Origin of the sequence: Bacillus sp. FSL K6-1006 (assembly GCF_038593175.1) — a bacterium.
In the GTDB taxonomy this organism is placed as follows: Bacteria; Bacillota; Bacilli; order Bacillales; family Bacillaceae; genus Bacillus; species Bacillus safensis.
This window is the reverse complement of record NZ_CP151970.1, coordinates 1601633-1623175: the sequence shown is the minus strand read 5'-3', so window position 1 is coordinate 1623175 and position 21543 is coordinate 1601633. Positions and strand designations below refer to the sequence as shown.

The following is a 21543-nucleotide window of genomic DNA, read 5'->3' as shown; positions in this document are numbered from 1 at the left end:
ACCTCATTTATGAAATAGGACTTCTCACAAAAACTCTTGTTTCCCGGAATGAGAAACAAGAGAGAATGGTTTTTATAAAAATAACCGCTGAATGTCATTCCACGTTACCACTAACATTAACAGCATGAGGAAAGCAACACCGATAAAGACAACAAGTGCTTCCTTCTCACGATTAATTGGTTTACCGCGAATGGCTTCAACAAATAAGAATAGTAAACGTCCTCCGTCTAATGCAGGAATCGGTAACAAATTCACGATGCCTAGGTTGATACTGAGGAACGCCGCAAACTGCATTAATGTTAACACACCTTGTTTGGCTACTTCTCCTGTCATGTCATAAATTCCAACAGGACCTGCTAACATGTCTAGTGAAAATTGTCCTGTGACAATTTTTTGCAAGTTCGTTAAGATCAGACCTGCCGTTGAAACGACAGTTGTTCCAGAGGATGAAATAACTTTCAAAAATCCATTTTCCGTTGGCGGATATGATCCGAAACGGCCAATGCTTTTCCCATCTGCTTTCACAGCTTCTGGTACAACCTGCACAGTGCTTTCCTTGCCGTCTCGGTCAATGACGACATTCATTTTTTTCTCAGGGTTCTTTTGAACTGTTTGAACGACATCTGTCCAAGAATTCATTTTCTCGCCGTTAATGGACACGATGTGATCTCCCTGCATGAGTCCAGCCTCAGCCGCCCGGCCGTCTTTCGTCAGCTTACCGAGTACAGGATCATCAACGGTTACCCCTTGAATAAAACCTAAAGCAACCAAAATCACATACGCTAGAATAAAGTTCATAATCGGTCCAGCTGCGATAGCTTTAATTCGCTGCCAAACCGTTTTTGAACCGAATTGACGATTGTATGGTGCGATTTGAATTTCTTCACCATCTGCAATATAGAAGCTTGTTTGACTGACATTGTAGCCAGTCAGAATATCTTCATTTCCAGCTTCATATCCCGAGATTCTCATAGCATGATCTAAATCAATCTGCTCAACTTCGATGACAAGTGCATCAGGATATTTTTCTTTATCATTTAAAATGATCTTTTCTACTTCATTTTGCTCATTGAATAAGAGCCCCACTGTATGACCTGGTTTAATTTCGATAACTTCAGGGTCCTCTCCAGCCATTTTAACAAATCCGCCAATAGGGAGAAGTCTAATGGTATAAACGGTTTCTTTTCGTTTAAAGGAGAAAATCTTCGGCCCAAAACCAATTGCGAACTCGCGGCATAAAATCCCCGCGCGCTGCGCCATAATTAAATGGCCAAGCTCGTGGAAAAAAACGAGCGTTCCAAAAATAATAATAAACGCAATCACTGTATTCACGAACATACCACCTTATGTGAGGATTGATTGAACAAAGTCTCGTGTATCTTTGTCCACTTCATGGATATCTTGCAAACTAGGCGTTGAAATCACATGATGTCTGATTAGTGCCTTTTCAATCAATTCTTCAATTTGCAGGAACGTTACTTTGCCTTTCAGAAATGCATCGACTGCCATTTCATTTGCTGCATTAAGTACAGCAGGCATTGTCCCTCCTATTTTACCTGATTCATAAGCAAAATGTAAGCAGCGATACCTGTCAAAATCCGCTTTTTGGAAATTCAATTGTCCAATCTCCCAAAGGTTCAATGATTTCGCTTCTTGTAACGGCGCCCTGTCAGGGTATGTGAGTGCATATTGAATAGGCACTCTCATGTCAGGTGTCCCTAACTGAGCAATGACGCTTTTGTCGTGAAATTCCACCATCGAATGGATAATGCTCTCTTTATGTAGCAGCACATCAATTTGTTCATAAGGGATATCAAACAACCAATGTGCCTCGATCACCTCGAGCCCTTTATTCATCATCGTCGCTGAATCAATGGTGATTTTCGCTCCCATCGACCAGTTCGGGTGGTTCAGCGCTTCTTCAACCGTAACACCTTCAAGTTCAGTTCGTTTTTTATCTCGGAAACTACCACCTGAAGCTGTCACGATTAAGCGTTCAATATTTTTAGCTTGTTCACCTTGCAGGCATTGAAAAATAGCGGAATGCTCACTATCGACAGGAAGTAAAGGTACATCATATGTTTTAGCGTACTCTTTTACTATATGACCAGCCGTCACAAGTGTTTCCTTATTTGCGAGAGCAATCGTCTTTTTTTGTTCAATGGCCTTTAATGTTGGAACAAGTCCAACACTCCCTACAAGTGCATTGACCACTACGTCCACTGCATCATAGGTCGCTGCCTCGATGTTGGCTTCATCACCAGCAGCCAGCTTCACATCGTATGCAAATGAATGATTTTTTAGCATGTGATAGGTTTCTTCGTCTACACAGCCGACGAATTCAGGCTGAAAGCGCTCAATGATCGGAATCGCCTTTGCTATATTTCTGCCAAATGTCATGGCTTTCAGCTTAAACTTGTCCGGGTGCTGACTGATCACATCTAACGTTTGTTCTCCAATTGATCCTGTTGCGCCTAATAGCGAAATATATTTCAAATTGCCACTCCTTCTCTCGTTCAATAAGTTTCTATGAGGTTAGCTGGCAAACGTTGCGAGCAGTAAGTATAAAAACGGCAGAACGAATAAAAAGCTGTCAAACCTGTCCAAAATCCCGCCATGGCCAGGGAGAATTGTCCCTGAATCCTTCACGTGATAATGACGCTTTAAAGCAGATTCCACAAGGTCGCCTAGCTGTCCAAAGATACTGAGTAAAAGAGTAATAAACATCACAAGCAGATATGATGGCAAAAATCCTGTAACCGCCTGAAACACAAGTGACAACACGACCGCTGTGACGATTCCGCCGATAAATCCTTCTACTGTTTTGTTTGGGCTGATTTCTGGCCAAAGCTTTCGTTTCCCCATAGATTTCCCAATAAAATAGGCTCCTGAGTCAGTAGACCAAATAATCACTGCTGCGAAGAAGATCGCACTCATGCCATATAAGCCTCTAATTTGGATAAAATAATAGAAACTAACGCCAATATATAATGTGGCTAATACAACAAAAGCAACCTCATCGAATGTGAAAGAGTTTTTGCTCAAAACTGTATAAGTTAAAAGTATTAAGACTGCAAATAAAGCAATCTGCATTTTTGATGCGTCCACGTTTGGGAAGAAGCTGTTGTCTCCGCCCATTAAAAGCCAAAGCAATATTAAGCTGACAATACCAGGAAAGCTGAAAATCGAGATCTTTTTCATTCTTAAAAGCTCAAAGAGAGCGACACTTCCCATTAAATAAATCAGCAGGGTAAATGGCATCTGTCCATATATAACTGCTAGCAAAAAGACTGCAGCTGCCAAAACACCCGTCAAAATTCTTTGTTTCATCTGCACCACCCTCTAAATTCCACCGAACCTCCGGCCGCGGCGCTGGTACTCCCCGATAGCGCCTATAAGGTGCTCATCAGAAAAGTCAGGCCAAAGCACATCCGTAAAGACAAACTCGCTGTACGCAATTTGCCAAAGCATAAAGTTGCTTAATCTAATTTCTCCACTCGTGCGAATGAGCAAATCCGGATCTTGAAGAGATTCTGTCATTAAATAAGCTGAAAACATCTCTTCTGTGATGTCTTCTGCTCGAAGCTTACCTTCTTTGACCTTTTCAGAAATTTGTCTGCATGCGGAGACGATTTCTGTGCGCCCACCATAGTTGAGCGCAAAGTTCAAAATGAGTCCGTCGTTGTTCGCCGTACTCTTTACTGCGTTCTCTACCGCTTTTTTCGTATGCTGCGGGAGGCCGTCTGGATCACCTGTTAAACGCACACGGACATTTTCTTCGATGAGTTCAGGCAGGTAGATGTTTAAAAATTCTTCAGGAAGTTTCATTAAAAAGTCTACTTCTAATTTTGGACGTTTCCAATTTTCCGTAGAGAAAGCATACAAAGTCAGCACTTTGACATTCAGCTCATTTGCAAGCTTTGTCATGCGCTTGACGACTTTCATTCCTTCATGATGACCTGCTACCCGTGGAAGAGCACGTTTTTTCGCCCATCTTCCGTTCCCATCCATGATAATGGCGATATGTTCAGGAATTTCTCCATTTAATATGTCTTCTTTTGTCAGGCTTTCTAAGTTGGAAGCTGCTGTTTGCTGATTCTTCCAATTTTTGAGTATATTGAGCATGAGATTCCTCCATCACCCAAAAAGGTTGCGTTCCCGCTAAATAATATAGTCATCAACAGTATTAACAAAAAAACCCCCTGTAAACATGAAGAGGGTCTTTTCACTATTATCTATTGTACATAGTTTTTTCTTAAACTTCCATGATTTCTTTTTCTTTATCTTTCGTCACGTCATCAATTTTAGCGACATATTCATCTGTCAATTTTTGAACATCCTCTGTCGATGATCTTAATTCATCTTCAGTGATCTCCCCATTTTTCTCAAGCTTTTTCAAATCATCGTTTGCATCACGACGCACGTTACGAACAGCTACTTTTGCTTCTTCTGAGTATTTTTTCACGACTTTCACAAGCTCTTTACGTCTTTCTTCTGTCAGCGCAGGAATCGCAATGCGGATCACATTTCCGTCACTTGTTGGCGTGATGCCAAGGTCAGACTTTTGGATCGCTTTTTCGATATCACCGATTGCTGTTTTATCGTAAGGTGTGATAATCAGCATACGTGCTTCTGGCACTGTGATCGACGCAATTTGGTTAAGCGGTGTTTGTGCACCGTAATAATCCACTGTCACTTTATCAAGCAGTGAAGCATTTGCACGGCCAGCACGAACAGTTGCAAGCTCACGTCCGTAGGCTTGTACGGCTTTTTCCATTTTTTCTTTCGTTTGGTTCAACACTTCTTTTGACACGTTATTTCCCCCTCACGATCGTTCCGATTGATTCGCCGTTTACGGCACGTTTAATATTTCCTTCTTCCATAATGGAGAAGACGATTAATGGAATGTCATTGTCCATACATAATGAGGACGCAGTAGAATCCATTACAGCAAGCCCTTCTTTAAGTACATCAAGGTATGAAAGCTTATCATATTTTACTGCATCCGCATCTGTACGAGGATCAGCACTGTAGACACCATCTACATTATTTTTCGCCATTAAAATGACATCTGCTTCAATTTCTGCTGCACGAAGTGCTGCCGTAGTATCTGTAGAGAAATAAGGGTTTCCTGTTCCTGCAGCAAAAATGACGACACGTTTCTTTTCAAGATGACGGATCGCTTTTCTTCTTATGTATGGTTCTGCAACCTGTCTCATTTCGATAGAGGTTTGCACTCTAGACTGAATGCCAAGCGTTTCTAGGCTGTCCTGTAACGCCAGTGAGTTCATCACTGTTGCCAGCATCCCCATGTAGTCTGCTGTTGCACGGTCCATTCCTAGATCACTGCCTGTCTTTCCGCGCCAAAGGTTTCCTCCGCCTACAACGACTGCAACTTCAACATCGAGCTCTGCAATTTCTTTTACTTGCTTTGCAATTGATTGAATGACAGTTGGGTTAATTCCATTTCCAGCATCACCCGCTAGTGCTTCGCCACTTAGCTTCAGTACAATGCGATTATATTTCGGTTTGCTCATGATAACCTCCAAGTGTAAACTATACCGTCTCTTATTATGCGTAAGAAACTGTCTTTTGTAAATCAATATCCTCTAAAAAATAGGGAACACAGTGCTTGTGCTCCCTAAAAAAGCCCCAGAGAGCTTTTCAAACATTATTTTTTCACTTGGCTCATAACTTCTTCAGCAAAGTTGTCTTGACGTTTTTCGATACCTTCGCCCACTTCATAGCGAACATAAGTTTGAACAGTTGCGTTTTTCGCTGCTACAACTTGTTTCACTTTTTCATCTGGGTTTTTAACGAACGCTTGGTCAAGTAAGCAAATTTCTTCGAAGAATTTGTTTAGACGGCCTTCTACCATTTTAGCTACGATGTTTTCAGGCTTTCCTTCTTGAAGAGCTTGCTGTGTTAATACTTCACGCTCACGGTTTGCTTCTTCTTCTGACACTTGGTCACGAGAAATGTATTTAGGGTTTACAGCTGCAACGTGCATAGCGATGTCTCTTGCAAGCTCTTCGTCAGTTGTTCCGTTAAGAACAGCTAACACACCGATACGTCCGCCCATGTGCAGGTAAGAACCGAATGCAGCATTATCTTCTTTTGTGATGACAGAGAAACGGCGTAGAGTGATTTTCTCTCCGATTTTCGCAATTGCAGATGTGATATGCTCTTCAACTGTTGAACCGTTTTCCATTTTAGAAGCATGAGCTTCTTCAAGTGTTGCAGGTTTAGCAGCAAGCAAATGATCAGCAAGTTCGTTAAGAAGTGCTTGGAATCCTTCGTTTTTCGCAACGAAATCAGTCTCAGAGTTCACTTCTAGGATCACGCCTGTGTTGCCGTCAGTTTTGATAAGAGTTAATCCTTCTGCCGCAATACGGTCTGCTTTTTTCGCAGCTTTTGCGATTCCTTTTTCTCTTAGAAGGTCGATTGCTTTCTCGATGTCACCATCAGTTTCTGTTAACGCTTTTTTACAGTCCATCATACCTGCACCAGTTTTTTGACGCAGTTCTTTAACTAATTGAGCAGTAATTGCCATTTTACATTTCCTCCTTCTATGTTAAAACACGGATTACTAGGTGAAAAAAAGGTGATAAAAGGCATTTCCCTCTTATCACCTTTTGAATAGGTTACGCAGTTGTTGTTTCAGTTTCTGTCGTTTCTTCTACAACAGCTTCTTCTTCGCCTTGTTTAGACTCAAGAATCGCATCTGCCATTTTAGCAGTTAGAAGTTTTACAGCACGGATTGCATCATCGTTTGCAGGGATCACAACATCAATTTCGTCTGGATCACAGTTTGTGTCAACGATACCGATGATTGGGATATTCAATTTACGAGCTTCTGCAACTGCAATACGCTCTTTACGAGGGTCGATAATGAAAAGTGCATCCGGAAGACTCTTCATGTCTTTGATTCCGCCTAGGAATTTTTCAAGACGCTCTAATTCTTTTTTCAGTTGAACGACTTCTTTCTTAGGAAGAACTTCGAACGTACCGTTTTCTTGCATTTTTTCAATATCTTTTAAACGTTTAATACGTTTTTGGATTGTTTCAAAGTTTGTTAAAGTTCCACCAAGCCAGCGTTGGTTCACATAGAACATACCAGAACGGATTGCTTCTTCTTTCACTGAATCTTGTGCTTGCTTTTTCGTACCAACGAAAAGGATTTTTCCTCCGTCAGCAGCAAGGTTTTTCGTGAAGTTGTAAGCTTCTTCTACTTTTTTCACCGTTTTTTGAAGGTCGATGATGTAGATACCGTTACGCTCTGTAAAGATGTAACGCTTCATTTTTGGGTTCCAACGGCGAGTTTGGTGACCGAAGTGAACACCAGCTTCTAGCAATTGTTTCATAGAAATAACTGACATTTTGTTGCCTCCTAATATAATGGTTTTTTTTCCTCCGCTTAAGTCATGTTCACATAAAACTGCGCCACGGCAGCACCTTCATACGAATCATTAAGCGTGTGTATTTAACACCAAGAAATAATATAACACATGATGGACTGACAATCAAGAATCCTTTACAGCTTTCCGCTAAATTTTAATAAAAGCTCGATTTCTGTCTTGCCAGTTTTCATTTCTTTCGCTATTTCTTCTAGTGACCGCCCTTCATCATATAGGGACTTCACTTGGTCCTCGAATGTTTCTTCTATTTCACTTTTAGAAGGCATAGAAGCCTCTGTTTCGAGTTGTGGAACGGGTTCGTTTACCTTCTCTTCCTGCACCTCAACTTCGCTAAGGAGAGCCGACAGGTGCTCCGGTACGGGATCTTCACTTTCGACCGATTGCTGGGATTCAATTGGTGGTTGTGGCTGCTTTGGTGTCTGAAGATCCGATTTCAGCTCTTCAGCAGAAAAATCAGGGGAAGCGGCTGCCACTTTTGATAGTTTGTCATTCTCTTCTTTGACCTCCATCAAAAATGCAGCCAGGGTATTTTCCGTTTCTTCTAGAAGTTCTCGCTGCTTTTGTTCTGTTGCCTTCAGCGAATTCATTCTCGTATATAAAATAATCACAAAATAAATAAGTGCAGCATGAAGCATGAAGCTAATCAGCCATAACATATTTTTTCACTCACTAACTCTTTAAGATTGAATGGCTTTATCAAGCAGATGCTTAAGCTTGAACAAGGCCTTTGAATGAATTTGCGAAATGCGCGAGGTAGATAAATTGAGCACTTGACCGATTTCCGTTAATGTCAGTTCTTCTTTATAGAAAAGACTGATCACAAGCTTTTCTTTTTCTGAAAGCTCTGTGATTTTTTCAGAAAGCTGTTCAATTAATTCATCTTTCAGCATTTTCTCTTCTGGAGTCACAGACTTCTCGTCGCGAATCATGACTTGGACGTTCTCTCCGTCTTCTTGATCATGCAGCTTCTCATCAATTGAGAGCAGATTTGCAAAGAATCCTTCATTCATCGTTGTGACGACATCCTGTTCACTCATGCCGAGTTCCTCAGCCACCTCTGTCGGCGTCACATTACGCAAATACCGCTGTTCAAGCTTTTCAATAGCCGCTTCTACTTTTTTTGTTTTTTCTCTTGATGTACGAGGCAGCCAGTCCTCTTTACGAAGACCGTCGATAATGGCCCCGCGGATTCTGAAGGATGCATATGTATCAAACTTCAGATCTCTTCCGGGATCAAATTTTTCAAGGGCATCATATAAACCGAGCATCCCTAGACTGATCAAGTCTTCTTTATGCACTGACTTCGGGAGACCGATGGAAATTCTTCCAACATGATATGTGACGAGCGGCATATAGCGGCGCATAAGATCATCTCCAGCAGCTGGGTCTTTCCACTCTTTCCATCTAGCCCATAGCGCCTGATCTTCGTAATTTAAGGATTGCATCTTTATCCCCCTATACTTCCTTAGTTATATCTTCATAATGCCTTGCTTCACAGTACGGATCTCAAGCTCTGCCGTAAGCGGATCGAATTCAATTGTACGGCCACTGTTTCCGCCTGTATCCTCACTAATAATCGGGATATGATGAAGAGACAGATGTTCTTTTACAGCTGAAACGTTTCTAGGTCCAATTCTCATTAGATCATTGGTTGACTTAAACTTAAACATTTCCGCCCCGCCAGCAAGTTTTGCCTTTAGCGCATGTTTGCGTGCGCCTGCTTTTAGGAGCAGATCAATTGTATGCTTGACACCTGTATCTGCATATTTAGCCAAGTTCTCCACCGCCCCTTTTGAAAGAGAGGAGTCTGGAAGCATAACATGGACAAGGCCTGCCAGCCTTTTGTCTTGATCAAACAAGACAAGCCCTACGCAGGAACCAAGACCGGATGTCCGAATGCGGTCCGGTGATTTAACAAGCTGAACATCCGCAATACCAACCTTTACAACTGCCGGAATTTGCACGTTCATTATAGGTTACCTAATGCTTTGAATAGTTTTTCAAACGATTCAAAGTCTGGTAATAGAAACATATTTCCTTTCAGCTCTTGCTTATTTTGATCATCAAAAATAGATGTATCAATCACAATCGCCTGATCGCCAAGAGGACTGAATTGCATCAACCCTTCACTAATGACAGCCCCGAACATATCGAGCGTCACATCTGGAACACTTGGGTGAAGCTGCAATTTTGTTAAATCGGCAAGGGCTGATAAATAAGAGCCCGCTAAAATATTTCCCAGTTCATGAAGTGCTGACGTCCCCATCTCATGTTCATGAATCGTATCAATATCAAATGCAGGGTCCTGGACAAGCTCTCTTACAAATTGCTCCGCTTGCTCAAACGGCATAATGAAAAAGATTGAGCCGGTTAAATCCCCTTCCATTCGCAGGAAAATGCTTGCAACAGGAAGGTCTGCACCGCCAAAGAAATCCATTAAATCTTCAAACGAGAGAACCTTGACAAAAGGAACAGCCATATCTATTTTGCGATCCAATAGGTTGGCAAGAGCAGACGCTGCGTGGCCTGCTCCGATATTCCCAACCTCTCCTAAAATATCTAGCTGTTCATCTTTAATTTCGTTGAAAATGCTCATTTCACATCCCCCTTAATGAACAGGTGCACCTTGAACGCTCTTGTCGAGGACAGCACCGGCATGAATGATATTGAAAAGACGCTGATCATGCTTAATGATACCTGTCACCCATGACTGTCCTTCTTTTTCAGCTGATTCAGGAGAAGATTCTACTTCTTCCTGATGGACGGTAATAACATCATTTGCTTCATCAACAATCCAGCCGACTTCAATGTCACCAACTTGTACAATGATCATTCTTGTTTCATCTGTAATCTCGTTGTCAGTAGAACCAAGTCTGACTCTCAGGTCAATGACAGGCGTCACGACACCGCGTAAATTAATAACACCGCATATATAAGGGGCAACGCCAGGAACTCTTGTCGGCTGCTGCCATTTTTCAATGGACTTTACTTCTGATACTGAAATGGCGTATTCTTTTTTGTTTACGATAAACACAATCATCTTTTCGCCAGTTTTGATATCTGTACTCATTTCAGACCGCTCCTCTATTGTTTTTTACTTGATCAGTGCATTACAGTCAACGATGAGTGCAACTTGACCGTCACCTAGGATCGTTGCGCCGGATATCGCAAATACGTTTGGCAGATAATCTCCTAGTGATTTCAATACAACCTCTTGCTGACCAATAAATGAATCGACCACAAATGCTGTCAGCTTGTCTCCTTTACGAACAACAATGATGTGCAGTTCTTCCTCTAATTCATTCGCATTTGGTACGTGGAATTGTTTCTTCAAGTACACGACCGGTACGATAAATCCGCGGAAATCAATCACTTCACGATCATGCGTTTGCAGGATGTCACTTTTCTTAATGACCGCCGTTTCAATAATAGAAGAAATCGGAATCGCAAATGTTTCCTCTTCTAGTTTTACAAGAAGAACGGAAATAATCGATAATGTAAGCGGAAGCTGGATCGAAAATAGTGAACCCTGTCCTTCTGTTGAGTTAATGCTCACAGATCCGCCAAGTGATTCCAGCTTGTTTTTCACAACGTCAAGACCTACACCGCGGCCTGAGATGTCAGAAATCGTATCAGCTGTAGAGAATCCTGCTGCAAAGATCAATGAATCAATTTGATGATCTTCAAGCGTTTCTGCTTCTCTTTCTGTAATAACCCCGCGCTCTAACGCTTTTTCAAGCACCTTTTTACGGTTAATCCCGCCTCCATCATCTTCTACTTCAATGAAGACATGGTTTCCGCTATGATACGCTTTTAATAGAACCGTACCTTTTTCCGGCTTGCCTTTTTTCACACGTTCTTCTGGTGATTCAATCCCGTGATCTAGACTGTTTCTAAGTAAGTGCAACAGCGGATCTCCAATCTCGTCGATCACTGTTCGATCAAGCTCCGTCTCAGCACCCTCAATAATCAGTTCAATTTTCTTATTAAGCTCTTTCGTCAATTGACGAATCATACGCGGGAATCTGTTAAAGACAGTTTCCACAGGTACCATTCTCATGTTCAGGATGATTGATTGCAGGTCTCCAGAAATACGAGTCATTCTTTCGACTGTGTCTGTGAGTTCGTTATTTTCTAGTTCTTTAGCAATCTGTTCCAATCGGCCTCTATCAATCACAAGTTCTTCAAATAGATTCATAAGAGAATCAAGACGGTCGATGTTGACACGAATTGTTTTCGTTCCGCCGGCAGCTGCACCGTTATTGCCATTTGCTTTTGGCGCATCATTTGCTGGCGCTTTTACAGCAGGAACGGATGTTTCTTCTTTTTTCTGTTCAGGCTGCACCTCTTGCTTTTCAGCCGGAGCTGCTTCTTCAAATGCGGAGACTTCAGAGATCTCAACCTTCTCAACCTCTGAGATCGCCGTGACGATTTTCTGCACTTCGTCCATCGGCTGTTTAGAAAGATAAGAAATGCTGAATTCAGATTCAAAATCTTCTGATTCTAACAGTTCTGCATTTGGAACGGTTTTGACAACCTCGCCTGCTTCATTTAGTCTTTCAAAAATCATATAGACACGAACAGCTTTTAGTAAGCACGCTTCGCTTAATGTCACGTTAAGTTCATAGCATTTGAAGCCTTGCTCTCTCGCTTCATCAAGAACCGTACGTTCAAATTCGTTATAATCTAAGTCATTAGCAGCAGCTGATGCATCTGCTGTTTCAACGCTAGAAGCTGCTTCAGCATGGCTTCCTGTCACATCTAGCTTTTTACTAATCTCTGTGACATCACGTTTCCCGTCTCCTCCTTCTGCAATCGATTGAACCATTGCTTCAAGATGATCGAGTGCTTCGAACATCGTATCCATTGACTCAGGAGTGACAATCATTTGTTCATTACGGATAGCATCAAACATGTTTTCTAAATGATGCGTTAAATGAGCCATATCATCAAAGCCCATCGTTGCACTCATTCCTTTCAATGTATGAGCCGCTCTGAATATATCATTCACTAGCTGCAAGTCGGTTGGGTTCTTTTCTAAATCAAGAAGTTTTTCATTACAAGTTTGTAAGTGTTCTCTGCTTTCATCTAAAAAGATATCTAAGTATTGGTTTACATCCAACGTGTTCACGCCCTCTCTTTTTTCATGGAGCTAATAATTGCATGTGCGATGTCATCCACATGCCTTGTTTCATGTGCAAGGCCTGCTTTAATGACTGATTTAGGCATTCCGAAAACAACACATGATTCTTCTTTTTCTGCAATGACTTTCGTATGACCGCTTGCGACCATTTTTTTGACACCTTCAGTACCATCACTGCCCATACCTGTCATAATGACAGCGATTTTCTCGTAACCCTTTATGCTGCTGATGGATTCAAATAAATAGTTAACAGATGGTTTGTGCCGGCTTTCCGTGTCTTCAGGGGACAGCCTGATGACAAGTGACCCCCCTTGGTCATGAAGTGACATATTCATTCCACCAGGAGCTATGTAAGCCACTCCATTTTTCGCGATGTCTCCATCTTGCGCTTCTTTAATCGTAATTTGTGATAAATGATCTAACCTAGTAGCAAGTGATGCCGTGAATCCTGCTGGCATATGCTGCACAATCAATATAGGGGCCTCGATGTCCTTAGGCAGCTTCGTTACGACTCGTTGAAGTGCCCTTGGTCCCCCTGTAGATGTTCCGATAGTAATAATCTTTCGGAGTGAGCTGCCTTTTACAGATGGCAGCCGGGGTGCAGCCACTGGACTTGGCGGCTTTATCACCGGCTTAGGAGACACCTTCTCTTCAGTGCGTTTTCTTGACAGTCCTGCCGCAAGTACCCGCTCTACAATTTGCCCCCTCACTTTGTGCAAATCGAGAGAAATACTTCCCGAAGGCTTTGTCACAAAGTCAAAAGCACCGAGTTCTAAGCAATGGATGGTTAAATCTTTTCCTTGCTTTGTCTGGCTTGACACCATAATCACGGCAAGGTCGTGTTCAGCCAGAATTTGTTTTAATGCTTCTGTTCCATTTAAAACAGGCATTTCCACATCTAACGTGACAACATCTGGATTCAGTTCCTTGATCCGTTTTAAGGCATCTTCCCCATTTCGCGCCGTTCCGACGACTTCTATTTCTTGCTCGGCACTTAGAAAATCACTAATGAGCTTTCTCATAAAGGCCGAGTCATCTACTACTAGCACTCTAATCATGAGTCCACCTTCCTCCTTTTAAAAAAAGAGGACAACTTATCTATAAACGTATGCTGTTCTCTCCGTGCCTCTCTTATCTGCTGATGATATAGTGTTTCTGCCAGCATCTTAATGGTTTTACTCAGCCTTGAATGAGGCTGTTTCATATAAAATGGAATTTGTTCTGATACTGCTTTAGGAACCGCAGGATCATCAGGCACAGCGCCAGCAAATACAAGTTTTCTGTGAAGAAAAGATGTGACCACTCCTGCTAATTTCCGGTAGGTTTCAGACCCTTCTGACGGGGTTTTGCACCGATTGACAATGATTTGCACAGACCGTTCAAACTGATGAATGGCTAAGTGTTTAATCGCGCTGTAGGCATCCATGATGGATGTTGGCTCTGGCGTAGTCACAACGACCACTTCTCCTGCCGATAAGACAAAAGGCAGCTGATCTTTTGACAAGCCGGCACCCATATCGAAAAAGATACAATCGAAGTCCTGCATGATTCTTTCCATCTCTTCCAAAAAGAACGACCATTGATCTTTATCTAAAGAAAACAGCTGTTCAAGCCCGCTTCCGCCAGAAATGTAATATAGATTGTCCGTTCCTTTTGTCATGGCTGCTTGGAAGGATTTTTTTCTAACGAGAACATCTAATATAGAACTAGTCGATGTTTTCCCTAGTAAAATATCAATATTCCCCATCCCAAAATCAAGATCAATCACTAACACTCTTCTCTCTGTACTTGCGATAGACAGTGCCATATTCAGGGTCAAATTCGATTTACCTACCCCGCCTTTACCGCTCATGACGGCAATGGTCTTTGCCTGTCCGCTGGCGTTAAGAGGAGAAGGTGTGATGATTTGACTCTGCTGAACTAGTTTTCTTAACCCTTCTGCTTGGTCAGGCTTCATGATTGTAAAACCATCCTTGTAAGTTCAAGAGGAGAACCTTCAAGAATATCCTCAGGCACATTTTGACCATTTGTTAAAAAACCAAGTTTGATTTGAGAGTCAGCAATGATTTGAAAAATGGTTCCCATCGTGTCCGTTTCATCTACTTTTGTAAAAATGAATTGATTGATTGGAACGTGCTCAAAGCGTTTGACCATGGCTTTCATGTCTTGATACTTCGATGTGGCACTCATCACGAGAAAACTTTGAATGCTCTCATCAAATGGAATAATGTCGGTCAGCTCTTTGATATACGCTTCTTCTTTAAAGTTACGGCCTGCTGTATCGATGAAAATATGATCATATTCTTTAAAGGTCTCTTGGGCTTTTACAAAATCCTCTCTCGAATAACAAACCTCAAGCGGTGCATTCAGAAGTTCAGCATATGTTTTCAGCTGTTCGATCGCTGCAATCCGGTACGTATCGGTTGTAATAAAAGCGATTTTCTTTTGCTGCTGAATAGCCGTTTTAGCAGCCAGCTTTGCAATCGTTGTCGTTTTACCAGCTCCGGTTGAACCGAACAGTACAATGTATTTTGACGAAATCATCGGCTCATCAGAGGTTTGCGCTGGCAGCATATCTGTCAGCAGTTGTTCAAGTTCTTTTTTTATGTGATATTCTTTAACCGCACCCTTTGTTAAAAGACCCTTCAGGCATTCGTCTCGAATGGCATCATCAAGCCCTTGATCCTTTAGCTTTTGATCGATTGCTATAAGAGGATCAGGCAGAATACCCGCATGCCGTTCATTCCTCACATATTCTAAAGGCTGGGTATGAGAAGGCGCTGGTTTCGCCGCCTTGGGAACAAATGAAGGCTCTTCGGGCAGCTTTTCCTTTTTTGGCAACACTGGAAGAGGCGACGCAGGGTTTAACCCTTTACCAGCTCTTTCCTCGAAATCTTGATCCAGCACTGCAATCACTTCGACCATTTGCTGTTTCTTCAAACCGAACAGTTTGCGTTTGACAACGGTTTTAGAATTTAAAATAACGGCATCTTTCCCAAGCTGCTGCCTGATTTGAATCGTTGCCTCCTGCATAGAATTTGCTGTGATTTTTTTCATTTTCATTAGATATCCACCACTCCGATGCTCTGTACTTCCACATTCGCTTCTAGTTCGTTATAAGATAGTACCGGTAAATCTGGGAAATATCTTTCTAACAACTGCTTAACGTACATTCTTATAGGAGGTGAGCATAATAGAACCGGCGTTTCCTGACGAAGCGAAAGCTGTTCAATTTCTCTCGCCACTGATTGAATCACACTTTCAGAGGATTCTGGATCTAACGATAAGTAGTTACCATGCTCTGTCTGCTGAACGCTGTCTGCAATCACCTTTTCTACTCGGCCTGAGCATGTCACGACTTTGAGTGATTCATTTTCTCTTGCATACTGTGCGGTAATCTGTCTTGCCAGCGCCTGTCTCACATACTCTGTTAATAAATCTGTATCAGTCGTTAATTTTCCGTAGTCTGCAAGCGTCTCAAAAATGGTGACAAGGTTTCGGATAGAGACCTTTTCTTTCAGCAGCTTCGCCAGTACTTTTTGAATATCACCGACTGCCAGCGGATTTGGCGTTACCTCATCCACTAAGACAGGATAACTTTCTTTCAGATGATCGATTAATTGCTTCGTTTCTTGGCGTCCGAGCAGCTCGTGTGTGTTTTGTCTAATCTTTTCTGTGATGTGAGTAGACACAACAGACGCTGGATCCACAACCGTATAGCCTAGCATCTCAGCCTGATCTTTTTCTGCTTCTGATATCCATTTAGCCGGCAGGCCAAAGGATGGTTCGATTGTTTCAATTCCTTCAATCGGATCATCATCAGGCGTTGGGGACATCGCTAAGTAATGATCAAGCAGCAGCTCTCCTTTTGCTACTTCGTTCCCTTTAATTTTCAACCGGTATTCATTTGGGTTCAGTGCAATATTGTCCCGGATTCGGACGACTGGAATGACGAGACCAAGTTCAAGGGCAAGCTGCCTTCGGATCATCACAATCCGGTCTAACAGGTCACCGCCCTGGTTTGCATCAGCGAGCGGGATGAGGCCGTAGCCAAATTCAAATTCAATGGCATCCATTTGCAGGAGATGAATGACACTTTCTGGACTTTTCATCTCTTCTACCTCTGCCTGTTCCTCCAGTACCTCTTCAATTTCTTCTTGGTCTTGTTTGTTTTTCGACATCAAGTATGCGCCGAGGGCAAGTAAACCTGCGATCGGTCCTGTCAAAAGTACGCCGATTGGCGTAAACAGCCCAAGAAGGAAGATCGTGCCTGCTGTGACGTAAAGCATAGCAGGGAATGCAAACAGTTGTTCAGTGATATCTGAACCAAGGTTCCCATTAGAAGCAGCCCTTGTGACGACAATCCCTGTTGCTGTTGAAATGAGAAGTGCAGGAATTTGTGAAACAATCCCGTCTCCTACCGTTAATAGCGTAAAGTGGGAAGCTGATTCTTGAATCGACATTCCTTGCTGAAGCATCCCAATAATGATTCCAAAAATAATATTAATAATGACGATGATAATACCTGCGATGGCATCCCCTTTAACGAACTTACTTGCACCATCCATCGCTCCATAAAAGTCTGCTTCTCTCGCTACTTTTTCACGGCGGTTTCTTGCTTCACTTTCTGTCAGCATACCTGCATTTAAATCTGCGTCAATACTCATTTGTTTACCTGGCATCGCATCGAGAGTAAATCTTGCCGCAACCTCTGATACACGCTCTGCCCCTTTTGTGATAACAATAAACTGAATGATAATCAGGATAAGGAAAACAACGAGACCCACGAGGATATTTCCTCCAACAACAAATGAACCGAACGTTTCTACAACCTTTCCAGCATCTCCTGTTGAAAGAATAGAACGTGTTGTAGAGATGTTAAGCCCTAAACGAAACAGCGTTAAGAGCAAAAGCAATGATGGAAAAATTGAAAATTGCAGTGGTTCTTGCATGTTCATTGTGGTGAGAAGCACGATAAGCGCAAGAGAAATATTAATAATGATTAAAATACTTAATAGCATTGGCGGAAACGGTATGACCAGCATCGCCACAATTAAAATAACACTGAATAAAACAGATAAATCTCTTGCTGACATGCCTGTTCTCTCCTTTTAAAACCAAAAATTCATAAAATCTTTTGTTTCGTTTTATAGACGTAAGCTAAAATTTCTGCGATGGCCTTAAAGTATTCTTCCGGCACCGCTTGGTCGATGTCGACCTGATCATAGAGCGCGCGGGCGAGCGGCCGGTTTTCTACGGTCATGATATCGTGCTCTTTCGCAATCGTTCTAATTTTCAAAGCCAAAATATCCGTTCCCTTTGCCACAACAAAGGGCGCGTCCATTTTTTCTTCGTCATACTTTAAAGCAATGGCATAGTGGGTTGGGTTTGTAATGATGACGTCCGCTTTTGGGACTTCCTGCATCATCCGTCTCATGGCCATTTCCCGCTGACGCTGTTTAATCTTAGATTTGATGAGCGGGTCACCCTCTGATTTTTTATACTCATCTTTGATGTCTTGTTTGGACATCCGCAAGTTTTTTTCATAATCAAATTTCTGATACATATAATCAAGCCCTGCTAAAATCAGAAGAGCACCAGCAGCATACAGCCCCATAATTAAGGTCATATTTGCAACGAAATGAAGGGTTTCCTCTGCTGTTAATAAAGGAAGCCGCAGAATTTCGTCAAAGTGCATCCAAAGAGCAATAAATGTCGCAAAGCCTACAAAGCCAATTTTCAAAATGGATTTTAATAGCTCTACGAGGGCTCGAATACTGTATATCCGTTTAAACCCTTTGATTGGGTCAAGCTTTTCTAATTTCGGTTTGATCACTTCTGGTGAAAAGAGAAAGCCGACTTGTAAATAGTTACTGATAATGCCCGCCAGCATACCAACACCAAGGATAGGCATGAGGAGGAGTCCTGTTTCCTGAAGCAATTCCAAGAATAATTGATGAATATTAGATGTGCTAACCTTCATTAGCATGGTTGTTGAATAAAAACGTTCTATGAGCGCGATAATCCGCTCTTTCATAAAAGGCCCAATAAAAAAGAATGATAAAAAGATTAATAGAAATGAGATGGCTGTATTGACGTCGGTGCTTTTGGCAACCTGTCCTTTTTTACGTGAATCCCGCCTTTTTTTCGGCGTTGCTTTTTCTGTTTTTTCACCTGCGAAAAATTGCAAGTCTAGTCTAAGCCTTGTCATCATGACGAACCACCGACCAATGCTAAGAAATTCCTCATGGTGAGTACAATCGTTTCAAATGTATTTTGGACAACACCGAAGATGACGCCCATACAGATGATGATCATAATAAAACTCACACCCATTTTAATAGGAAGTCCAACCACAAATACGTTCATTTGCGGAACTGTACGTGCCACAATCCCCAGCGCCAAATCGACTAAAAACAGACTTGCCACGACAGGTGCCGAGATTTGAAAGGCGATGATAAACATTTGGTTGAAGCTCTTTGCGATAAAGTAAGCAAAGGATTCACTGCCGAAATTCAATGCGTATTGATCAACTGCAATGTATTGAAAGCTGTAATAGATTCCATCAAGCAGCAGGTGATGTGCGTTTGTTGCCAGCATCAACAGCAATGTGACCGTATAAAAAAACTGTCCCATCAGCGGCGTCTGCGCCCCTGTTTGCGGATCAATAATATTGGCAATCGCAAAACCCATTTGAAAATCAATGAATGAGCCGGCAATTTGAACAGCGGACACCATGATGTATGCAATCAGCCCAAGCAGAAGTCCGACCATTGCTTCTTTCACCGCAAGCATCATATAAAGACCGTCTATGTCGAGTGCTGGCGGTTCTTTTATGGTGCTAAAACTAATGACCGCTAAAAACAGTGAGAATCCAACTCTGTGTACAGCCGGGATCGTTCTATGCGCTAAAAGCGGTACTGTCACAAAAAAAGCGGTGATCCGAATAAAAACTAAAAGAAAAGCAGGGAATAATTCTATAATTGACATCGCTTATTAACCTGCAAATCGATCTAAATTCGAGAACAGCTCTGTCGTAAAGGACACGATTGTTGAAAGCATCCATGGACCAAACACAACAAGTCCAATGAGTACTGCAACAATCTTAGGAATAAACGCAAGCGTCTGTTCTTGAATTTGGGTTGTCGCCTGAAACACACTGACAATCAGTCCCACAATGAGTGCGAGCGCAAGAAGCGGCCCACTCACAAGCAATACCACATACACTGATCTTTCAGCCATCGTAATGACAAATTCTGAACTCATGTTTTAAGCACCTACTCTAAAAGCTTTGCAGCAAAGATTTAACGATCAAATACCATCCATCGACTAAAACAAATAACAATATTTTGAAAGGGAGCGATATCATAACCGGCGGAAGCATCATCATCCCCATTGACATCAGAACACTTGCGACCACCATGTCAATAATTAAAAATGGAATAAAGATCATAAAACCAATTTGAAATGCCGTCTTTAATTCTGAAATGGCAAAAGCGGGAACCATCGCCGTTAAAGGAATATCTTTAATCGATTCAGGTGTATCCATTTTTGCGTAGCTAAGAAATAAAGCCAAATCTTTCTGTCTTGTATGTTTACTCATAAACTCTTTAATAGGCACTTCGGCTTTTTCATACGCCTGATTTAACGTGATGTCATCATTTAAAAGCGGCGTCAGCGCCTCTTTATTAATCTGTGAGAACGTGGGTGCCATAATAAAAAATGTGAGAAACAATGCAAGTCCAACAAGCACTTGGTTTGGCGGCATTGAGTTGGTTGCAAGTGATGTTCTGACGAATGAAAGAACAATCACAATCCGTGTAAAACACGTCATTAAAATGAGAATGCCCGGTGCAACCGAAAATACTGTTAAAAGTAAAAGAAGACGGACAGATGTGCTGATATTTCCTGCACCGCTGGAATTAAATAAATCGATAAACTCATTCATTTTGTTTCGGGCCTTTCTTTCTGACTTCTGATTGGGTCTTTTTCAATTCGGCTAGCTGCGCCTTTAAATTGGCTGAAAAAGAAGAAGTGGTCGGCTGATCATGTTTCTTTATCTGCGATGTGAATTTTTGAACCATTTTTGGTAAATCGGTTTTGCTTTCCATCGCTTCTTCATATTGTTTCACGATCGCTTCACATTCTTGTTCATCATCAATTTCTTTTAGCAGCTGGATTGAGTCTGCTACGCCGACAACTAATACTCGTTTTCCCACTTTGATCAGCTGGACTGAACGGTTTTGTCCGACTGTCGTTCCGCCGATATTTTCAACATAGCGAAATGGTTTGAGTAAGCGGTTTTGCTTACCAACAAATCTCACTAAACCATAAATAAGCAGGATGACAAAAAGTAAGGCACCAATCATTTTGACAAAATCCATAATGGAGACAGAAGAAGAGGGAACTTCTTCTGCCGGATTCGTTTGATTGTCAGTGGTTTTCTTCTCTGTATCCTTTTTGCTTTCTTTCTCACCTTTGAGCCAGTCATTCACTGTGCCATTCTCAGGATCTTTCGTTTCGGCAAACAGTGAGGCAGGCTGCATCGTCAAGAAAAGCATAAAACTGATCATTGCTATACATATCAAACGTTTTTTCAACAAATCTTACACCCTTTTTTAGCCTAACGTTTTATTAATTGCTTCAAGTACGCGGTCTGCCTGGAATGGCTTCACGATAAAGTCTTTTGCACCTGCTTGGATCGCGTCAATAACCATTGACTGCTGCCCCATTGCAGAACACATGATGATTTTTGCAGAAGCATCGATTTGTTTAATTTCTTTTAGTGCAGTGATTCCGTCCATTTCTGGCATTGTGATATCCATTGTGACAAGATCAGGAGATGTTTCTTTATATTTTTCAACTGCTTGTGCGCCGTTTTCTGCTTCTCCTACTACATCAAATCCGTTTTTTACAAGAATATCCTTGATCATCATTCTCATGAATGCTGCATCATCTACGATTAATACCTTAGTAGCCATT

The 21543-nt window shown here is 41.9% G+C and carries 24 protein-coding genes; all 24 read right to left on the bottom strand.

Going from position 1 to position 21543, the window contains the following annotated elements; translation table 11 throughout:
• Positions 1-72: 72 nt before the first annotated feature.
• On the bottom strand, positions 73-1338 hold the full coding sequence (gene rseP / locus NSS65_RS08375; RefSeq protein ID WP_101677204.1) for an RIP metalloprotease RseP: 1266 nt from the start codon (positions 1336-1338) through the stop codon (positions 73-75).
• A gap of 6 nt (positions 1339-1344) precedes the next feature.
• The gene (gene dxr / locus NSS65_RS08370; protein ID WP_326483442.1) at positions 1345-2496 is read right to left on the bottom strand and encodes a 1-deoxy-D-xylulose-5-phosphate reductoisomerase; all 1152 of its coding nucleotides are present in this window, start codon (positions 2494-2496) and stop codon (positions 1345-1347) included.
• Positions 2497-2535: 39 nt separating this feature from the next.
• On the bottom strand, positions 2536-3330 hold the full coding sequence (locus NSS65_RS08365) for a phosphatidate cytidylyltransferase (protein WP_024424148.1): 795 nt from the start codon (positions 3328-3330) through the stop codon (positions 2536-2538).
• Between the two features lie 12 nt (positions 3331-3342).
• A complete protein-coding gene (locus NSS65_RS08360; protein ID WP_034281803.1) occupies positions 3343-4125 on the bottom strand; it encodes an isoprenyl transferase in 783 nt (260 codons plus the stop codon).
• Between the two features lie 130 nt (positions 4126-4255).
• Entirely contained in the window at positions 4256-4813 is a 558-nt protein-coding gene (gene frr, locus NSS65_RS08355; protein ID WP_024424150.1) for a ribosome recycling factor, read from the bottom strand.
• A 1-nt stretch (position 4814) separates the two neighbouring features.
• Positions 4815-5537, bottom strand: a complete 723-nt coding sequence (gene pyrH, locus NSS65_RS08350; RefSeq protein WP_008344767.1) for a UMP kinase — start codon at positions 5535-5537, stop codon at positions 4815-4817.
• A gap of 134 nt (positions 5538-5671) precedes the next feature.
• Entirely contained in the window at positions 5672-6553 is an 882-nt protein-coding gene (gene tsf / locus NSS65_RS08345; protein ID WP_024424151.1) for a translation elongation factor Ts, read from the bottom strand.
• A gap of 91 nt (positions 6554-6644) precedes the next feature.
• Positions 6645-7379: a 30S ribosomal protein S2 gene (gene rpsB, locus NSS65_RS08340; protein WP_024426991.1), complete on the bottom strand. Its 735-nt coding sequence runs from the start codon at positions 7377-7379 to the stop codon at positions 6645-6647.
• Positions 7380-7534: 155 nt separating this feature from the next.
• Positions 7535-8074 (bottom strand): Swarming motility protein SwrB, encoded by a 540-nt coding sequence (locus tag NSS65_RS08335; RefSeq protein WP_065214357.1) that lies wholly within the window; start codon positions 8072-8074, stop codon positions 7535-7537.
• 21 nt (positions 8075-8095) lie between these two features.
• A complete protein-coding gene (locus NSS65_RS08330; RefSeq protein ID WP_024424154.1) occupies positions 8096-8863 on the bottom strand; it encodes a FliA/WhiG family RNA polymerase sigma factor in 768 nt (255 codons plus the stop codon).
• A gap of 24 nt (positions 8864-8887) precedes the next feature.
• Positions 8888-9388, bottom strand: coding sequence for a chemotaxis protein CheD (locus NSS65_RS08325; protein WP_024426989.1), 501 nt, complete (start codon positions 9386-9388; stop codon positions 8888-8890).
• Positions 9388-10014, bottom strand: coding sequence for a chemotaxis protein CheC (locus NSS65_RS08320; RefSeq protein WP_065214356.1), 627 nt, complete (start codon positions 10012-10014; stop codon positions 9388-9390). Before NSS65_RS08320 ends, NSS65_RS08325 begins: the two co-directional genes overlap by 1 nt.
• Positions 10015-10026: 12 nt before the next feature.
• Positions 10027-10488: a chemotaxis protein CheW gene (locus NSS65_RS08315; protein WP_024424157.1), complete on the bottom strand. Its 462-nt coding sequence runs from the start codon at positions 10486-10488 to the stop codon at positions 10027-10029.
• Positions 10489-10512: 24 nt separating this feature from the next.
• Complete coding sequence (locus NSS65_RS08310; RefSeq protein WP_041117392.1) at positions 10513-12540, bottom strand: chemotaxis protein CheA; 2028 nt, start codon at positions 12538-12540, stop codon at positions 10513-10515.
• Between the two features lie 5 nt (positions 12541-12545).
• Complete coding sequence (locus NSS65_RS08305; RefSeq protein WP_034281797.1) at positions 12546-13619, bottom strand: chemotaxis response regulator protein-glutamate methylesterase; 1074 nt, start codon at positions 13617-13619, stop codon at positions 12546-12548.
• Entirely contained in the window at positions 13616-14521 is a 906-nt protein-coding gene (locus NSS65_RS08300; protein ID WP_051627337.1) for a MinD/ParA family protein, read from the bottom strand. The genes NSS65_RS08305 and NSS65_RS08300 overlap by 4 nt, the downstream gene beginning before the upstream one ends.
• Positions 14515-15624, bottom strand: a complete 1110-nt coding sequence (gene flhF, locus NSS65_RS08295; RefSeq protein ID WP_034281794.1) for a flagellar biosynthesis protein FlhF — start codon at positions 15622-15624, stop codon at positions 14515-14517. The genes NSS65_RS08300 and flhF overlap by 7 nt, the downstream gene beginning before the upstream one ends.
• On the bottom strand, positions 15624-17657 hold the full coding sequence (gene flhA, locus NSS65_RS08290; RefSeq protein ID WP_034281791.1) for a flagellar biosynthesis protein FlhA: 2034 nt from the start codon (positions 17655-17657) through the stop codon (positions 15624-15626). The genes flhF and flhA overlap by 1 nt, the downstream gene beginning before the upstream one ends.
• 29 nt (positions 17658-17686) lie before the next feature.
• Complete coding sequence (flhB, locus tag NSS65_RS08285) at positions 17687-18775, bottom strand: flagellar biosynthesis protein FlhB (protein ID WP_029707677.1); 1089 nt, start codon at positions 18773-18775, stop codon at positions 17687-17689.
• Complete coding sequence (gene fliR, locus NSS65_RS08280; protein WP_024426982.1) at positions 18772-19551, bottom strand: flagellar biosynthetic protein FliR; 780 nt, start codon at positions 19549-19551, stop codon at positions 18772-18774. The genes flhB and fliR overlap by 4 nt, the downstream gene beginning before the upstream one ends.
• Before the next feature lie 6 nt (positions 19552-19557).
• Complete coding sequence (gene fliQ, locus NSS65_RS08275) at positions 19558-19827, bottom strand: flagellar biosynthesis protein FliQ (protein ID WP_003211206.1); 270 nt, start codon at positions 19825-19827, stop codon at positions 19558-19560.
• A 16-nt stretch (positions 19828-19843) separates the two neighbouring features.
• Positions 19844-20509 carry a flagellar type III secretion system pore protein FliP gene (fliP, locus tag NSS65_RS08270; protein WP_008354479.1) on the bottom strand — a complete coding sequence of 222 codons (666 nt, stop codon included), beginning with the start codon at positions 20507-20509 and terminating at the stop codon, positions 19844-19846.
• Positions 20502-21122, bottom strand: coding sequence for a flagella biosynthesis regulatory protein FliZ (gene fliZ, locus NSS65_RS08265; protein ID WP_231293995.1), 621 nt, complete (start codon positions 21120-21122; stop codon positions 20502-20504). The genes fliP and fliZ overlap by 8 nt, the downstream gene beginning before the upstream one ends.
• Positions 21123-21179: 57 nt before the next feature.
• Positions 21180-21542, bottom strand: coding sequence for a response regulator (locus NSS65_RS08260; protein WP_007499584.1), 363 nt, complete (start codon positions 21540-21542; stop codon positions 21180-21182).
• Position 21543 lies beyond the last annotated feature (1 nt).